We start from the raw sequence: 17,195 nt of genomic DNA, 5'->3' as shown, positions 1-17,195 counted from the left end.
GGAGCCAGATGAAACACTAATGCCGACTGTTTCACTCGACAGTATATGTCAGGCCGACGGATTCGAAGGGAGAGACTGCTTTATGGATAAATGGCATCTGTGGATCAATGGAAAGTGGGTGGAGGGTAAACAGTATGAACCGTTACACTCTCCCTCTAATGGAGCGGTCATCGCCCATATCGCCCAAGCCACAGTAGAAGATGCAAAAATAGCCATTGAAGGGGCACATTCCGCCTTTCAAGAATTCAAACACATGCCCGCCCATGAGAGATCCCAGATTCTATCGAACGCCGTTCAGCTTTTGGAGCAAAGAAAAGAAGAAGCCGCACGGATTATTGCCTCGGAGGCGGCAAAGCCGATGAAATCCGCTCGCACAGAAATCATACGTACCATCCAGACGTACCAATTTGCTGCCGAAGAAGCCAAACGGATATACGGTGAGCGGATTCCTATGGATGCGGCTGTGGGTGGGGAAAATCGAGTCGGTTTCACGATGAGAGTGCCTATGGGCGTGGTTTCGGCGATTACTCCGTTCAATTTTCCCTTTAATTTGGTCGCGCACAAAGTGGGACCAGCGATCGCTGCAGGCAATTCCATCGTATTGAAACCGGCAGAGAAGACACCGCTCAGTTCTCTATTTCTTGCAGAGCTTTTTCAAGAGGCGGGATTGCCGGATGGCGTACTCAATATCATTCCTGGGTTGGGGCCAGAATTGGGGCCAGTCCTGAACACACACCCGTACGTAAAGAACATTACGTTTACCGGGAGTCCCAGAGTGGGCAAGGAGATCCGCAAGCTTGCTGAATTTCGTAAAGTAACATTAGAACTGGGATCCAACTCTGCCTTGATCGTCGATGAAGGAATGGATGCAGACGCCATTATGGATCGAGTCGTAGAGGGGGCGTTTTCGTATAACGGCCAAGTATGCATTTCCATCCAACGTATTTATGTGCATCGCTCCTTGTATGAAACGTTCCTGAAAAAAATGGTTACCCGTACAAAGCAGTTGGTAATCGGTTCTCCTTTCGATGAAAATACGGATATTACTGCGGTGATCAACAAGGATTCATTGGATCGTTTGGCCACTTGGATTTCGGAGGCGGTAGGGCTAGGTGCAAAGGTGGAGTACGGAGGAACCGTGGAGGGGCCAATCATGATACCCGCTATATTGACTGACGTCCCCCATCAAGCCAAGGTCATCCAGGAAGAAGTGTTCGGTCCGATCGTTAGCGTAATGCCATTTGAAAGATTAGAAGAGGCAATCCAATTGGTCAATGATTCCCGGTACGGACTGAATGCTGGAGTGTATACCCGCGACATCAATCGAGCGTTTACGTGTATCCATGAGATCGAAACGGGTGGAGTACTGATTAATGATATCCCTACCTTTCGCTTGGATCACATGCCGTATGGCGGAATCAAAGACAGTGGGACAGGCAGAGAAGGCGTCAAGTTTGCAATGATGGATATGATGGAGGAAAAGTTTGTGAGTTTCCATTGGCGCTAAATTCATTCTTGGGGGTGAAATGATGAAAGCGACGGATTTGATGGTCGAGTGTTTGGAAAATGAAGGGGTACAGTACATATTTGGAATTCCAGGGGAAGAAAATATCGATTTTGTTCATTCGTTAGCTTCTTCTGACCAAATTCAATTTGTGGCTGTCAGGCATGAGCAAGGGGCGGCCTTCATGGCTGACGTTTACGGAAGGTTAACCGGGAAGGCAGGAGTTTGCCTCGCCACTTTGGGACCGGGGGCAACCAATTTGCTTACAGGCATAGGTGACGCCAATCTGGATCATGCCCCTGTGGTCGCGATTACGGGACAAGCCGGTTTGGAACGGATGCATAAAGAATCGCACCAATATATTGATGTCGTGGCCATGTTCAAACCTGTGACAAAATGGTCGATCCAGGTAAAGCGGCCTGAGACGATCCCGGAAATCGTCCGGAAAGCTTTTAAACTGGCGGAAATGGAGAAGCCTGGAGCAGTTCATATCGAGCTTCCTGAAGATATGGCAGCAGATGATATCGACAAGAAGACGCTTCCTAAAACAGAGCTGCCGCGAACCGTACCCTCTGCGGATAGCATGGAAAAAGCCTTGGAATTGATAGCTGCTAGCAAAAAACCGTTCATTATTGCCGGGAACGGTGTGATAAGGCAGCAGGCTTCCAAAGAATTGCAAGCATTTGCTGAGTCGCTGAAGGCACCAGTCGCCCATACGTTCATGGCAAAAGGAGTATTGCCTCCCGATCATCCCTTGAACATGTATACGGTAGGACTGCAAATGAAGGATTATGTATTGTGCGGGATTCATGAAGCGGATCTGATCATTGCGATCGGCTACGATTTTGTGGAATACCTGCCTATCTACTGGAACGAAAATAATCTCACGCCAATCATTCATATGGATACGCTACCAGCTGAGGTGGATGAGCATTATCCAGTCGTGGCGGAATTAGTTGGGGATATCCAGGCCGCATTGGGGTATCTGACGGAACATCACAAAGGCGCGAAGGCGTGGATGCCTGGCGGAGAACTTCATCAAAAACTAAAGCAGGAACTGGCGCAGATCAATGAAGAGGCTTCCATTCATTTGGAAGATGGGGGCGTCAGGATCAAACTGATGACTATTCTGGATGAAGTTTCCAAAAACGCAAATGACAACACGATTGTGATATCCGATGTGGGTGCCCATAAACTTTGGATCGCGCGTAATTACCAACCCAAGCTCCCGAATCGCGTCGTCATCTCCAATGGTTTTGCATCCATGGGGATCGCCGTTCCAGGAGCGATCGGTGCAAAAATAGCTTGTCCCGATGATCCAGTCATTTGCATTACAGGAGACGGCGGATTCTTAATGAATGGAGTAGAAATAGAAACCGCGAAACGTTTGGGTATAGCATTCACCATCCTTCTGCTCAATGACTCCAAGTATGGATTAATTGATTGGAAGTTGAAAAATCGTTTCGACGCAAGCTATGGGGTAGAATTTGAAAATCCTGATTTTGTCCGTTTTGCCGAAAGCTTTGGCATCACTGGCATGCGTGTCAGCCATGTCACCGAACTGGAAGCTGCATTGAAAAAAGCGCTTAGCATGAATGAGATTGTGCTCGTTGAAATACCCGTAGATTCCGAGGAGAATCTAAAGCTGAGCCAACATCTGGGCAAACTGGTTTGCCGGCAGTAGAGATACCGGCCGAAGGGGAAAAAGCAGCGCATGATACAAGCAGACAAAAAAACGCTACAGCGCATCTTGGATGACAACCGCAAGTACACAGCGGACGGGAAAGTCGCAGATTATATTCCGGAGTTAGGCCATGCCAATCCGGCCGCCCTCGGATTTACTGTCGCGACGAAGAACGATGGCATCGCTTCAGTAGGGGATTGCGGTACGACCTTTACGCTGCAAAGCATCTCGAAAGTAATCAGCCTGCTGGTCGCTTTATTGGATCATGGACCGAAGAAAGTATTTGCAAAGGTAGGCATGGAACCGAGCGGAGACCCTTTCAACTCGATCATAAAATTGGAAACCATGGACCATCACAAGCCTTTAAACCCTATGATAAACGCCGGCGCGATTGCCATTGCCTCCATGATTGCCGGCAACCATGTAGAAGAGCGTTTCCAGCGCGTGTGTGAACTGCTTCATCTGATGACCGCAAACACTCACATTTCGCTGAATGAACAGGTGTACCGTTCAGAAAAGGCGACTGGAGACCGAAACCGCTCACTCGCTTATTTCATGAAGAGCACCGGTATTATTGAAACCGATGTGGAAGAAGCGCTTGATCTGTATTTTCAACTTTGTTCCATCCAGGTACGCTGCAGTGACTTGGCAAAAATCGGGTTGTTCCTCGCCAATTGGGGCCGAATAGAGGGGAAAGATTCCCCGCTGGTTGATCCATGCATCGTACAGATTCTGTTAACGATCATGATGACATCCGGTATGTATAATGCTTCCGGTGAATTTGCCATACATGTCGGCATTCCTGCCAAAAGCGGCGTAAGCGGCGGAATTCTGGCCGTGGTGCCGAACAAAATGGGGATCGGAGTCATTGGCCCCGCGATCGATGACAAAGGTAACAGTGTAGCAGGAATGCGGATATTGGAGGATTTGTCCAAGGAATATGGATTGCATGTTTTTTCGGAAGGATAATCCCCAAAATAGGAAGAGCAACGGATCATCCGTTGCTCTTTCGTCTTCCTTTTTACTTTTCTTTTTCAGCGAGTTCTGTCAGCGCTTGGGTTAATTGGTCGTTAAACTTGCCGACAGCGGCTTTATCCAGCGGACTTGCCTCTGTTCCAGCGATCGTTGGATCAAGCGCATCTTCCACTTTTTTATAGAGATCAGCGTATTTCTCTTTTACTTTATCTTCAAATGGCGCCCACGCTTCTTCCAGTTTTGGGCCAAGCGCTTTTACGTTTGACTCGTCTCCTGCTTCAATGGCTTTTTTCAATTCAGCTGTCATTTCAAGCATTTTTGCAGTACCAGCTTTGATTTCTGAAGCTTTTTCTTCTGCTGCAGGAGCAGGTGCGGAAGCTGCATTGGGAGATTGTGTAGTGGCGGATGCGCAGCCAGTTAAACTAATGATTCCTGCAAGTGCCAGAGCGAGAAAAGTGCGAGTAGAATTCATGTTAGTTCCTCCAATTTTCATTTAGAAAGATACTTTGATTGTGATTTGTTGCTATTGATTTTTTTCCACAGAACGACTGCCGCTGCTGCAACGATGAGAGTCACCTGAGGAATGGTACTTTCCAGAGATGGATAAAGCGCAAAAATGTCGATGCTTGGAATGCCAGGAGCAGTTGAGGACGGAATTACGCCAGCTAATTGCAAGCTGTGAATGCCCATTCCTGTAAACTTGATGCATAGATAAAAGACGATGATGCTAGAGATCATAAAAAATGGCCGAATAGGCAGCTTCAATCCAATAAATATCATCAGATAAGCTACTACACATAACAATCCTAGACCAATCAACATGCCGATCATCAGATCTTGCAAACTGATCTGGTTGACCATTCCGATGAAGAATAAAACCGTTTCTGTCCCTTCGCGGAAAACAGCGAGGAAAGATATCACACCTAGTGAGATCAGCTTTCCTGTATTTAGCGCCGTCTGGCTTTTTGCCTGAATAAACTTTTGCCATTCCGCGATATGAGAATGACTGTGCAGCCAGTAGCTCACATACAACAGCATGACAGATGCGATGACACCGGTCCAACCAGCAATCAATGCGTTATTGTTCCCAAAGGCGCCTGATGAAAATACTGACTTAATCATGACAGCTAGCAAAACACTCACTGCCAGGCCAACGGTAACGCCAGTCCAAATCCAGCCCTTTCCTTTAGACTGGTCTGACTTTTTCACAAAAGCGAGTAACGCGGTGACAACCAATAAGGCCTCCAAGCCTTCACGAATAATAATCATCGCTGCATCCCAGATCGTATAGCCTGACTTCGCCGCCAATGGGGTTAAGTACTGAATCATTTGGTCCAAAAGTTGAATGGCGCCTTGATAATCAGGTGGCTCTGAAGCCAGCATGGCATTAATGGTTACCATGTCTCTCTCAGAATCACTGTACACCTGTGCAGATTGTGCAACAACTATTCCTTCGACACTGAGCCAAGACTCCGTCACCTTGGCAATTCCTGCGAGCGCCTCTTGCCTAGCCCCGGTTTCTGCTTTCTCTTTTGTCCCTTCTAGGTACCCGATAAAATCGCTTAGAGAGATATTTTCCTGCTTGAATTGTTCACCCTTCGGAAATTCGCCGCGGATGAACTTCTCATTAACATCTCTCAAGCCTTCCAAAGCTTTTACTACTTCATCTTTTTTCTCTCTGGAAAAAGCGTACACGACTTTGCCCATATGAGATTCGATGTCTTTGTAGGCCTTGCCTGATTCTTCTTTTACGCCATCCTCGATCTCACGCCACGTCTCATTAAACTTCTGATAGGACAGCTTCGCCTCTGCTAGCTTTCCTAACTCAGCTTCCTGAATCGCTTGGGCAACAAAGGCTTCTGCATTGCTCATATCTTGAGCCGCTTGACTTTTTGCCCAGACTGACATTGGGGTAACGAATGATAAAGACAGCAGTAAAACCAGGAGTATCAAGTGAATTCGTTTCAGCATAGGTCCCCCTAATAAGCAAACGCTAATATTGATAATCATTATCAAATATGATTACAATGGAATGTTAGTGTATGAACGTATTCTTGTCAATATCATTTTTAGAACGAAGTTAGGGTGCCAGCAGTAGAGCTGGCAACCTTCATTTCGCTATGGAGTGTAATAAGCCGTTTTCTTACAAGGGCGATCACGAACAAGTAATTGTCTGTTGGGCAATGAAAAACGAGTACGTTCCTCGATCATCGAATCGTGGGATGTGCTCGTTTTTACATAAAACAGGAGCGCAATGGGGTATGTTAATGGGAAGAAAATAGTGGGAAAGAGGTGCTCTGCTTGAAGACGGAGGATGCCATATGGTCAGCTTTGGAGGAAGTAATAGATCCGGAAGTAGGAGTCAATATTGTGGATCTGGGACTAGTCTATGAGGTCAAGGTGGACGATAAAGGACGAGCTGATATTGAAATGACGCTGACCATTCCTGAGTGTCCCCTAGCCGATGAGATTGTCAAGAATGTGAAAGAGGCGACGGCCGCCATTTCCGGGATTCATGAGGTCAATGTCTCTCTTGTCTGGGAGCCGAAATGGAGTCCAGCGAGAATGAATGACCGCGCTAGAGAAGAGATAAGATCACGCCGGAGTCTTGTGTGATCGCTACATAGACAGATCGAAAAAAGGCATCGGTAGGTCAGGGTGAAGGAAAAGTCCTGGGCTGCCGTTGCCTTTTCTTCCATCTTTGTAACCCGTTCGCACAGGGGAAGCCATGGTCAATTTTTGATTTGCGCGTTTTTGCTTACTAGTCGAGCAAACAAATCTTAATCATAACTTCACAAAGACTTTGAAAACAGTTGGTACGATAGGCCTAATCTGACTTCGAGGCGAAAAGTTCGATATTGACAAGGAGAATTGTGGCAAGGTAATCTAAAAGTGCAATAATGAGCAAAAATGAACAAATCGAGCAGAGTGCGCAAATAGACTGGAAACGAACTTTATACACGGGAAAAGGATGAGGGTTATGCTGGCGGCAGAAAGAAAATTACGGATCGTTGAATATGTGAGGCAGTACCGGACGGCGTCGGTTTCCGTGCTCGCCAAGGAATTTGGTGTCCACGAAGCGACAATTCGGAGAGATCTGGCAGAAGTAGAGCAGGAAGGCTTGCTCAAAAGGACACATGGCGGAGTGATCGTAGAAAAATTGACGCATAACGAGCCGTCTTTCAATGAACGGACTAATGTCCAGCTCGAACAGAAGATGCGCATCGGCAAAATGGCTGCGAGTCTGGTCGAGGACGGCGACCACATCATCATCGATTCAGGGACGACTACGCTGCATATCGCGAAAAATTTGGTGAACCGCTCCAATCTCACGGTTGTTACGAATGATATCAACGTAGCGGCCGAGCTGCGGGATGCTCCAGGCGTAAAGGTCACGGTAACGGGTGGAGAGCTCTACCCATCGAGTTTTATGCTTAACGGAATGTTTACGGATCACGTGCTCCGTTCTCTGCATGTGTCCAAGGCGTTTATCGGCACACCCGCTATCCATCCCAAGCATGGTTTGATGCATCCAGAGGCGCAGCTGGTGCTGGCAAAACAGGGCATGATCGCCGCAGCTCAAGAGGTCATCGTCGTGGCTGATGATACGAAGATCGGCAAGCTTTCCTTATACAAGGTAGCCCCAAACAGCTCGATTCACACATTGATTACAGGTAGAGAAGTGCCGGAATACGACATTAAGCCCTTTCAGGATACGGGTGTCAATGTTATCACGGTCTAGCAGGTGAATCTCTCTGGGTGCTCTCATAGGCCCGGAATTCATAATCATAGAAACTTCAGATGGAGGTGTTCTGTTGGTGGGCACCACAACAACAGAAACAGTACATTCGCGAACGCTGCGCTTGACGGAGCCCCACGTGGTTTTGGAGCAGGATATCCATCGCAGTGTTCCCGAGGGGTATGTCGTAGTTGAACCGACTCTCGCCAGCATTTGTCACGCTGACCTTCGTTATTTTGGAGGGACCAGAAAGCCAGAAGTACTGGCGAAGAAACTGCCGATGGCTCTCTTGCACGAAGGGATCGGCACGATTGTAGGAGGGGAGTCCACGATTCTTCCGCATAGTCAGAAGGTTGTGATTGTTCCTTATGTGGCGGGCTTTTTGCTTCAGGATGTGGAGCCTGCGCTCTGCTGTCCGGCGTGTAGGGGGGAAATTGCGGATAATTACTGCTCGCACAGCCAGTTTTTAGGGAGTGGCACGGATGGAATCGCACAGAGTAGATTGGTCATTCCAGAAGAATGTGCCATCCCAATTCCGGAGTCCATCCCTGATGAAATCGCCGTGTTGACCGAGCTGTGCAGTGTTTCCTATCGAGCGCTAAGGCCAGTGAACGACTTGCTGAGTCGGGCAAAGATTGCTGTCTTTGGCGACGGACCAGTCGGGTATTTGACGGCAGCCATGCTCCATCACGCTTTTGGGATTGGAACAGATCGGTTGACTGTATTCGGAGCGATCCGGGAGAAGCTGGATCAAATCACGTTTGCCCGTACGGAAATGGTGCAGCATTACGATTTTCAAACAGGAGACAAAGTGGATATCGTCGTGGAATGCACGGGAGGAAAATTCAGCGAGAGTGCGATCAATCAAGGGATTAGCCTGTTGAATGCAGGGGGACATCTCATCGCGATGGGTGTCAGCGAGGATTTGGTTCCGATCAATACACGTGACGTGCTGGAGAAGGGACTTACCATCTGCGGTAGCAGCCGCAGTTCGATTCCGGACTTTGAGGAAGTATTACGGGTCATGGAGCAAAAGGATTGTCAGGATACCTTGAGGCATTTAATCCCTGAGTCCTACACAGTGGTGGCCAAGGCAGAAGACTTTGTTGGCGCAATGGAATCTGCCTTGGCACACAGAGACTGGAAAAAAACCTACCTCGACTTTCACTGGTAAACACAGTGCAAGTCTTACCAAGGATTATAGCACAGAGCAGATTTGACGAGTAAAAAACGACATAGAGGAGGAGAGGGCGATGTCACAAAAAGCTCCTCCTTTCCATGTCGCTAGAAAAAGACAAAAATGTAAGCGTCATCATGCAAGTTTACGATTTCTTAAAATGTGCTTAATATTTTCAGTAAAAAGCCCTTTTATAATAAAAACGAACACAAATGAACATTATCGAGCAAAACTGCTTCTCCCACAAGACGAGAGAATGCGGGGAGTGCAGGACGGGGAGGAGTACGATTGGCATCTATTGAGTTTGTTAATGTTACGCAAGCGTTTGAGAAAAATGTCATCATCAAAGATTTGAACCTGAAGATTGAGGATGGAAAGTTTACCGTGTTGGTTGGGCCTTCGGGTTGTGGGAAAACGACACTGCTGCGGATGATCGCAGGGCTGGATCGCCAGACCGCTGGCTCGGTGCTCATCGGTGGAGAGGATGTCACAGACATTGCTCCAGGGCAGAGAGGGGTAGCCATGGTGTTTCAAAACTACGCCCTGTACCCCACAATGACCGTACGAGAGAACATTGAATTTGGCTTGAAGAACAACAAGGTGGGAAAAGAGGAAAGAAACCGTTTGGTAGAAACCATCAGCGAGACAGTCGGATTAAGTCCGTACCTGAATCGCAGGCCGTCGATGCTCTCGGGTGGACAGAGACAGAGGGTAGCACTCGCCCGCGCGATGGTTAAAAAGCCGTCCGTCTTTCTCATGGATGAACCTTTATCCAATCTGGACGCCAAGCTTCGCGCACAAATGCGCATCGAACTGATAGAGCTACATAAAAAGCTGGGTACCACCTTTGTCTATGTGACGCATGATCAGGTGGAAGCGATGTCGATGGCAGACACGATTGTCTTGATGAATCAGGGACGCATTCAACAGGAGGCTGCTCCTGAAGTCATCTACCGCCAACCGAACAATCTGTTTGCGGCGCAGTTTATCGGGGTTCCTCCAATGAACGTGGGAGACTTGGGGGGAGACGAGGTGAAGTTCGGCTTCCGACCAGAGAGTGGTGTATTGACGTCTGAACGCCAGGATTCCCATTTTTCCGTCCGCGGTCTGATCGTGACGAGGGAGATGCTCGGTTCCGAAACGATCTATCAGGTAAAGACGAAGCAGCACTCGTTTATGATCAAATGCACGGAAGACCGCTTCACCGTCGATCAAGAGGTCTATCTCAGTGTCGATGCTTCCAAACTCTTCTTTTTTGGGCAAGACGAGCATCGCATCGCGCAGGATGACGTTCGCCATGGTGCATATTTGATGGCACTGCGAGGACAGCAGCATGAATAAGACGAGAGTCTGGCAAAAGGTCCGCCCGTATGCCTTGGTCCTGCCAGCCATGATCGGCATCCTCCTATTTGTCGTATACCCCATTCTTTATTTAATCAAGCTGAGTATGTTCAAGTACAACTTGTTGAACAAGGACAAAAGCAAGTTCATCGGGGCCGATAACTACACGGAAATCTTCTCCCGCGGCGATTTCTACAACGCTTTGACCACAACCGTTTTATACACGGTCGGAGTGGTCGCGGTAACGATGGTGCTGTCACTCGTCATCGCCTTATGGTTGAACCAAAATACCCGTTTCAACGCGATTGTGCAAGCTGGTATTTTTACCCCGCATATCATCTCGATCGTATCGATTGCGCTGGTGTGGATGTGGCTGATGGAACCCAATTACGGGCTGCTCAATTTTGCGCTGAAAGCGATTGGACTACCAGCTCTACCATGGCTGCAAAGCTCCAGTACCTCGCTTTTATCCGTCATCATCGTCTCGGTATGGCAAAACGTCGGTTACTACTCGTTGCTCATCGTAGCCGCCTTGAAAAACATCCCGCAGACGATCTATGAGGCTGCTGCGCTTGATAATGCCAGCAAATTCAAAGTGTTCTACAAAATTACGCTGCCGATGATTTCACCCCAGCTATTTTTCATTCTGGTGATCATGACCATTGGTTCGTTTAAAGTGTTCGATACTGTCAAAATCATGACGGGCGGGGGACCAAATGGCTCCACGACCACGCTCGTTTACTACATCTATGAATTCAGAACGAACAGCATCGGCTATGCGTCCGCCACTGGAGTAGTTTTGATGGCAATTATTACGGTGCTGACCTTCATCTACTTCCGTTTGCTGTCCAAAAAGGTTCACTACCAATAATCTCCCACGATACGACTTCGAAAAGGAGGTGCCATGCCGGTGCTGTCGCTACGAGAAAAACAAGCTGGCAAGAAGCAGCCGGGAGCCGGTCCTGAACCAGGAACCGGTCCTGTCCAAAAGACATGGAGCATGTTCTGGAAGGCCGTCGTCCTGATGGGGTTTATCTTTCCGTTTCTATGGATGATCTCTACCTCGCTCCAGACATTCGAGGAGACGATGACGTTCCCGCCTACCTGGGTCCCTTCTTCACCGCAATGGAGCAACTTTGTGGAAGCCATGAGCTCCGGACCATTCCTGACCTATTTTAAAAACTCCGTGATCGTCACGACCTCGATTATCGTGCTGCAGCTGGCGGTCATGATCCCAGCCGCCTACGCATTCGCGCAATACAGGTTTTTCGGGAACAAAATTCTGTTTGGCATGGTCTTGCTCGCCTTCATGATTCCGGGACAGGTCACTTTTATCCCTGTTTATCTGATGTTGGCGGATGCAGGCATGATCAAATCGCTTTGGCCCCAAATCCTTCCTTTTATGTCCAATGCATTTGGCATCTTCCTCCTCAGGCAGTATTTCATGCAGATCCCTCAGGAGATTATCGAGTCAGCCAGATTGGATAATGCGAGCGAATTCAAGATTATTTGGAAGATCATGATTCCGATGTCCATGCCTGCGATCTCCACTGTCGCACTGTTCAGCTTCGTCAGTCACTGGAATGACTATTTCTGGCCACTGGTTATGACAGATTCAGAGGCAGTCCGTCCGCTTACCATGGGAATTGCCATGCTGCGTGAGACAGAGGGTATCAGCAACTGGCACATCATCATGGCGGGCAACGTGGTTCTGGTCGTTCCGATCCTGATCGTGTACCTGTTTGCTTCCAGACAAATCGTCAAGGCATTCGTTTATTCCGGCATCAAATAAAAGATGAATGGAGGAATTTCTATGAACAAAAAGTTATCAGCTATCGTACTGGCGGCGACAACCGTGGTTTCCGGAGTACTCGCAGGATGTTCGGGAAGCGATCCGCAAGCCTCCTCGCCTGCGCCCTCCAACCAGCCCCCTGCTGCATCGAGCCCGGCAGGCAAGACTACTGTGCAATTCTGGCATTCCTTGGGCGGTAAAAACGGTGAATACATCAGTGCCATGATCAAGCGTTTTAATGATGCGCATGAAAATATCGAAGTAGTCGGGACGTTCCAAGGCAGCTACGACGAGACGGTCACCAAGCTGCAGCAGTCGATTGCGGCCAAGACAGCCCCAGACATTACCATGCTGGAGCGCGCGTACGTGCAGATGTTTGCCGAAGCAGAGGTCTTGGAAGACTTGACTCCATTCATGGCAAAGTCCAATACGAGCAAGGATGATTTTCCAGAAGGTCTGATGGGACACTCGGTATTTCATGACAAGCTAGTGTCGCTGCCACTCAATCGTTCGACGCCGATCATGCACATCAACAAGACGATGCTGGATGAAAAAGGTCTGGCAATCCCTACGACTTGGGATGAACTGAAGAAAGTATCCGAAGCGCTCGTCGTAAAAGAAAACGGGGAAGTCAAACGTTACGGTCTCAGCATGCCTTACGATACGTGGTATCCCATCGCCATGATCAGCCAAGCCGGAGGAAAGTTTTTCAATGACGAAGGCACTTCGATCGGCTTTGATAAGGGTGAAGGGGTAAAAGCGTTCCAATACTTGAAAGACTTGCAGAGCACAGGCGCCCTGTACTACCCGCCTGCACAGGACTCTGGCAATATCGTCAACCAGATGTTTACCAGTGAAAAGATCGGCATTATGTTCCAGTCCACAGGTGTGATGGGAACCGTGAAGAGCAACGCCAAATTTGATTACGTGACCGCCTTCCTGCCAAAAGATGCTGCTTTTGCGACGCCGACTGGTGGAGCCAACATCGCGATGCTGACTGACTCTAGCAAAAAGGACGCAGCTTGGGAGTTTATCAATTGGGTGAATACAGATCCAAAGGGTGGCCAGCAGTTTATTCTGGATTCCGGTTACTTGCCGTTCACGAAAAAGATGGTAGAATCCGAGCCAATCAAAGAACTTTGGGCAAAGGATCCAAATCGCAAGGTCGCTTATGACCAGCTGCAATACGCTGTAGATACGAATAAGGACGTAGCTTGGCCGCAGATCATGCAAGAGTTCTTCAAGGCGATTCAGGCGATCATGTACGACAATCAAAAAATCGAACCAACACTTGATACGTTCAAGAAAGAAGCCGATCGTCTACTCAGTGAGTAATGGAGGAGGAGCATCACCATGATCGAAAAACTGCAGAATCAGCAAACGATCATCGTATCTGCACACAGAGGCTGGAAGTCCGCTTATCCCGAGAATACACTGCTCGCCTTTCAACGGGCCATGGAGCTGGGAGCCGACATGCTGGAGTTTGATCTGCGCTTCTCCAAAGACCGGGTCATCATGGTCATTCACGATGAAACCGTAGACCGGACGACTGATGGATCAGGAAAAGTGAGCGACTACACGATGGAAGAGCTGAAACAACTCGATGCCGGCGGATGGTTCGGGAAGGTGTACGAGGGACTCAAGATTCCTACTTTAGTAGAGCTGTGCGAGCTGCTGGCCGCTTACCCGCATGTCCTGCTAAATGTGGAAATCAAGCCGAGCCCGGATGCCAAGGAGGTCGCGGATACCGCGGTCTCCATCCTCCGGGAGCGCGGGATTCTATCGAACTGTGTGTTCACTAGCTTTGATGCAGAAGTCATTGCTCATCTACATGATAGGTACCATTGTAAAACACAAGGCTTTCCCGGAGAGCTGATGTTCAACTATGTAGACGGACCAGACGGGACTTTGTCCAAAATGTGGGCGGTCGGCATCAGCATGAAGCTTTTGACTCCGCAGCTCGTACAGGAATATCGAGAGCGGGGAATACTCCCCTGGTGCTATTCCCCAGACGACGAGCAGCAAGTCTATTACGCGCTGGGATGCGGTTCTTCGCTGATGACGGTGAACAATCCGCTTCCTGCCATGCAAATACGAGAGCGAATGAATCAATAGAGAGACATCGTCTTCTCACACTAGCGAATGCTTGAGGAGAGGAAAAGCCCATGGAGAAACGATATGTCATAGGGATTGATTTTGGTACGGAGTCAGGCAGAGTTGTGATCGCGGATGTGGAGCTAGGGGGCGAGCTCGCCATTCACTCGACGCCGTACCGACATGGGACGATCGTGGAGAGACTGCCGGGATCGGGAAAAGCGCTTGGTCATGACTGGGCGCTGCAGCACCCGGATGATTATCTGGAAGTATTGAGGAGCTCTGTCCCCGAAGTCCTTCGTATATCCGGTGTGAGTCCATCGCAAGTCATCGGGATCGGAGTGGATTTTACTTCGTGCACGATATTGCCGGTGGATGTTGAGGGTCAGCCTTTGTGCGTACAGACACGTTATAGTGACGATCCACATGCGTACGTCAAGCTGTGGAAGCATCACGCTGCGCAAAAGGAGGCGGATCGAATCAACGAATGGGCAAAAGCCAGTGGCGAGACGTTCATGGAGCGATATGGCGGGAAAAGCTCCTCGGAGTGGATGGTGGCGAAAGTTTGGCAAGTGCTGAATGAAGCTCCTGACATTTACCGAGCAGCCCATCGCTTTGTGGAAGCAGGAGACTGGATCGTACAGCAACTGACGGGGAAGCTAGTGAGAAGCAACTGCAGTGCGGGCTACAAGGCTTTTTGGCACAAGCAGGATGGCTATCCGTCCTCTCATTTTTTCAAGCAGCTGGATGAAAGACTGGTGGATTTGACCGAAACGAAGCTAGCAGGCGATATCCTTCCATTGGGCACCCGAGCAGGTGAACTGACTGTAGAGGCTGCTGAGATGATGGGATTGTGTTCGGGAACGGCTGTAGCGGTAGCGATTATCGACGCGCATGCAGGTGTCCCGGGTAGTGGTGCTGTTCGTTCCGGTCAAATGGTCATGGCGATGGGTACGTCTCTCTGCCATCTTGTCCTCAGCCATAAAGAAGTGACGGTGGAGGGCGTGAGCGGTGTCGTGGAAGACGGCATGATTACCGGCTTGTATGGGTATGAGGCGGGACAACCGGCTGTCGGTGATCTGTTTGGCTGGTATTGTGAGCAAGCCGTCCCCAGTTACGTGCAGGAGTCTGCTTCACAGGTGGGCATAAGTGTCCACTCTTGGCTGGAACGTCGAGCTGCCGAGCTCAGACAGGGCCAACACGGACTCTTGGCATTGGACTGGTGGAACGGCAATCGTTCCGTGCTAGAGGATACGGATTTGTCCGGTCTTATCATCGGCCTGACGCTCGCGACCAAGCCAGCGGAGATTTACCGTGCTCTTTTAGAATCTACTGCCTTTGGTACACGCAAGATTATGGAGGCGTTTGAGGAAGCGGGGGTTCAAGTAGAGGAGATCTTTGCCTGCGGTGGCTTGCCCCAGCGGAATCGCTTGTTTATGCAAATTTACGCGGATGTGACAGGACGAGAAATCAAAATAGCCGCTACAACGGAAACGTCGGCCCTCGGCGCAGCGATCCATGGCGCAGTAGCAGCAGGCCCTGAGCGTGGCGGCTACCCGGATCTCGCAACTGCCGCTGTCCGTATGGCGAGGGTAAGAGAGGAAATCTTCCGTCCCATACCCGAACACAAAGCTGTTTACGATGACCTCTATCGCCAGTACATCCGGCTGCATGATGTGTTCGGGCGCGGAGGACTCGTCATGAAAGAGCTCAAGCGAATCAAGCAAAAGCAGAACGAGTAACCACGGAATGAAAATCAGGAGGTAGTAGGATGAATCTCTTTACCGAGAAGAGCAAGCAGCTATTACACACACTGGTCCATAGAAATCGAGTAGCAAAGCTTGTGACGGGTCTGGCGGTTGTAGGTTTACTTGTGTCTGCGGTACCAAACGTACATGCGGAAAAATCGCCGTTAAAGTCCAAAGTGTTTGATCTTTCCGAGCCCGCGACGCAGCTGGTTCGGAATACAGAATTGCACAATGGGACGGTCATGCAATCCTTTGCCGTCGATGACGTGAACAAGAAAATGTACGTGCTGCAATTGATGGCAGGAGGTCAGCAGCTACCGGGAGAAAACGGCCCCGTCACAGGAGCGCAGCGCGATAAAAACGGGGACATGACGTTAACTCAGCTGGATCTGGAAGGAAATAAGCTGGGCTACATGTTCTTGAAAGGATTCGGTCATGGCGTCCAAATGGGTGTAGAAGCAGTAGGGGATACGACCTATTTATGGATAGAGACCGATTCCGTCACCGAAGGCAGCAGCGGGTGGGGAACACAGCTCGCGAGATTTCCTTTTGAAAACGGAAAGATTTTGACACCTGACTCCGATGAACTGGAAAAGCATCAACTGATCGAGGGCGTGGATCGAACCACCGTGAATATCGATCAGGCAAACGGACTGCTGACGATGCGTTATCGCCAGGACGGTGCTTTTCACTTCGGTGTATTCGAGCTGGATAAGGTAAAGCGCAAGCAATATACTCCGATTGCGGATGTGCCACAGCCTAGTGTAGGGACTTTTCAAGGGTTTGCATCTTATGGCGGCTACTTGTACTTGCTGGAAGGTAGCGCTTACGGAACAAGTGGCTCTGTGGAACCGACGGGCAGCACGTACATCACGGCAGTCAACCTGAACACAGGTGAAGTGGTAGACAAACAACTGATTACAGCGGGAGATGACATGAGCTTCCGTGAGCCAGAGGGGATGGCGGTTCGCATTCCTGATCCTAAGCACCCACAAAAAGCGGAGCTCTGCTTCGGCTTTGCCTCCAGCTTTACTCCGTTGCGATTGGCGAACGTGTTTTCCATCGATCGGTTACTGCCAGAACAGGCGATCAAAAACAAGGAATAATCAATTGCAAGCAGGGCGCTAAGCTGTATGGCCGT

General features: G+C 49.3%; 15 protein-coding genes. 13 read left to right on the top strand and 2 right to left on the bottom strand.

Going from position 1 to position 17,195, the window contains the following annotated elements; genetic code table 11:
• Positions 1-82: 82 nt before the first annotated feature.
• Genes AN963_RS13795 through glsA form a run of 3 tightly spaced genes read left to right on the top strand, consistent with a single transcriptional unit; the run spans position 83 to position 4,157 of the window.
• Positions 83-1,507, top strand: coding sequence for an aldehyde dehydrogenase family protein (locus AN963_RS13795; RefSeq protein ID WP_055745148.1), 1,425 nt, complete (start codon positions 83-85; stop codon positions 1,505-1,507).
• A 19-nt stretch (positions 1,508-1,526) separates the two neighbouring features.
• Entirely contained in the window at positions 1,527-3,188 is a 1,662-nt protein-coding gene (locus AN963_RS13790) for an acetolactate synthase large subunit (RefSeq protein WP_236707983.1), read from the top strand.
• 30 nt (positions 3,189-3,218) lie between these two features.
• Complete coding sequence (gene glsA, locus AN963_RS13785; RefSeq protein ID WP_055745146.1) at positions 3,219-4,157, top strand: glutaminase A; 939 nt, start codon at positions 3,219-3,221, stop codon at positions 4,155-4,157.
• Between the two features lie 52 nt (positions 4,158-4,209).
• On the opposite strand, the gene AN963_RS13780 is transcribed toward glsA, so the two are convergent.
• Together AN963_RS13780 and AN963_RS13775 are read right to left on the bottom strand one after the other, a co-directional pair.
• Positions 4,210-4,635: a hypothetical protein gene (locus AN963_RS13780; protein ID WP_055745145.1), complete on the bottom strand. Its 426-nt coding sequence runs from the start codon at positions 4,633-4,635 to the stop codon at positions 4,210-4,212.
• A 17-nt stretch (positions 4,636-4,652) separates the two neighbouring features.
• Positions 4,653-6,134 (bottom strand): FTR1 family iron permease, encoded by a 1,482-nt coding sequence (locus AN963_RS13775; protein ID WP_055745144.1) that lies wholly within the window; start codon positions 6,132-6,134, stop codon positions 4,653-4,655.
• 330 nt (positions 6,135-6,464) lie between these two features.
• On the opposite strand from AN963_RS13775, the gene AN963_RS13770 reads away from it, so the two are divergent.
• The 10 genes from AN963_RS13770 to AN963_RS13725 all read left to right on the top strand — a co-directional run bounded on the left by AN963_RS13770 (position 6,465) and on the right by AN963_RS13725 (position 17,160).
• Positions 6,465-6,779: a metal-sulfur cluster assembly factor gene (locus AN963_RS13770; RefSeq protein WP_055745143.1), complete on the top strand. Its 315-nt coding sequence runs from the start codon at positions 6,465-6,467 to the stop codon at positions 6,777-6,779.
• A gap of 364 nt (positions 6,780-7,143) precedes the next feature.
• Positions 7,144-7,905 carry a DeoR/GlpR family DNA-binding transcription regulator gene (locus tag AN963_RS13765; protein WP_055745142.1) on the top strand — a complete coding sequence of 254 codons (762 nt, stop codon included), beginning with the start codon at positions 7,144-7,146 and terminating at the stop codon, positions 7,903-7,905.
• Positions 7,906-7,981: 76 nt separating this feature from the next.
• Positions 7,982-9,076 (top strand): zinc-binding dehydrogenase, encoded by a 1,095-nt coding sequence (locus AN963_RS13760; RefSeq protein WP_236707982.1) that lies wholly within the window; start codon positions 7,982-7,984, stop codon positions 9,074-9,076.
• 291 nt (positions 9,077-9,367) lie between these two features.
• Positions 9,368-10,420, top strand: coding sequence for an ABC transporter ATP-binding protein (locus AN963_RS13755; protein ID WP_055745140.1), 1,053 nt, complete (start codon positions 9,368-9,370; stop codon positions 10,418-10,420).
• Positions 10,413-11,291 carry a carbohydrate ABC transporter permease gene (locus tag AN963_RS13750; RefSeq protein ID WP_055745139.1) on the top strand — a complete coding sequence of 293 codons (879 nt, stop codon included), beginning with the start codon at positions 10,413-10,415 and terminating at the stop codon, positions 11,289-11,291. The genes AN963_RS13755 and AN963_RS13750 overlap by 8 nt, the downstream gene beginning before the upstream one ends.
• 129 nt (positions 11,292-11,420) lie before the next feature.
• Entirely contained in the window at positions 11,421-12,212 is a 792-nt protein-coding gene (locus AN963_RS13745; RefSeq protein WP_055746295.1) for a carbohydrate ABC transporter permease, read from the top strand.
• 21 nt (positions 12,213-12,233) lie between these two features.
• Positions 12,234-13,547: an ABC transporter substrate-binding protein gene (locus AN963_RS13740; protein ID WP_055745138.1), complete on the top strand. Its 1,314-nt coding sequence runs from the start codon at positions 12,234-12,236 to the stop codon at positions 13,545-13,547.
• 18 nt (positions 13,548-13,565) lie between these two features.
• Positions 13,566-14,327 carry a glycerophosphodiester phosphodiesterase family protein gene (locus AN963_RS13735; protein WP_055745137.1) on the top strand — a complete coding sequence of 254 codons (762 nt, stop codon included), beginning with the start codon at positions 13,566-13,568 and terminating at the stop codon, positions 14,325-14,327.
• A 50-nt stretch (positions 14,328-14,377) separates the two neighbouring features.
• Positions 14,378-16,048 (top strand): ribulokinase, encoded by a 1,671-nt coding sequence (locus tag AN963_RS13730; protein WP_055745136.1) that lies wholly within the window; start codon positions 14,378-14,380, stop codon positions 16,046-16,048.
• 29 nt (positions 16,049-16,077) lie between these two features.
• A complete protein-coding gene (locus tag AN963_RS13725; RefSeq protein ID WP_055745135.1) occupies positions 16,078-17,160 on the top strand; it encodes a phage baseplate protein in 1,083 nt (360 codons plus the stop codon).
• Positions 17,161-17,195 lie beyond the last annotated feature (35 nt).

This window comes from Brevibacillus choshinensis (assembly GCF_001420695.1).
Lineage (GTDB): Bacteria > Bacillota > Bacilli > Brevibacillales > Brevibacillaceae > Brevibacillus > Brevibacillus choshinensis.
This window is presented reverse-complemented; position numbering and strand designations above follow the sequence as displayed.